The organism is Marinomonas arctica, assembly GCF_003259225.1.
In the GTDB taxonomy this organism is placed as follows: Bacteria; Pseudomonadota; Gammaproteobacteria; order Pseudomonadales; family Marinomonadaceae; genus Marinomonas; species Marinomonas arctica.
This window is the reverse complement of record NZ_QHJF01000096.1, coordinates 1-397: the sequence shown is the minus strand read 5'-3', so window position 1 is coordinate 397 and position 397 is coordinate 1. Positions and strand designations below refer to the sequence as shown.

Below are 397 nucleotides of genomic sequence, written 5' to 3'. Positions count from 1 at the left end.
GCTTTATATTAAGAGAAACCCCATCCTACTCAGTAGGGTGGGGTTTTTTCGTTTCAGGGACGTAACAGGATCCTTGCCACGTGTGTGTGGGGCTCTTTATCAAAGACACGCATGTGATAATAGATCGTCAAGCTTTATATTAAGAGAGCCCTGATAGCGAACGCTGTCGGGGCTTTTTTTGTCTCAAGGAAAGGGGCTGAGGTGCATCACCATCACCTTGGTATTCGCTTCGCAGGCTCAACGCGTCAGCGCGAATCCAACATCAAGGCGACTGGTGTGCATTATTTATCAACGATCTGATTTATCTAGGTTTTTGTCGATCGTGGCTTTAGCCTTAAGGATCCCCACATTTATTTTTAGCACTTGGTTTCCAATAGAAGAAGGTCTAACGCCTCAA

The 397-nt window shown here is 45.6% G+C and carries 1 protein-coding gene; it reads left to right on the top strand.

Translation table 11 applies throughout. The features are described 5' to 3' along the window. Nucleotides 1–178 precede the first annotated feature (178 nt). The coding region (locus tag DK187_RS21305) for a hypothetical protein (protein ID WP_204355682.1) at nt 179–397 on the top strand (219 nt) is incomplete at its 3' end.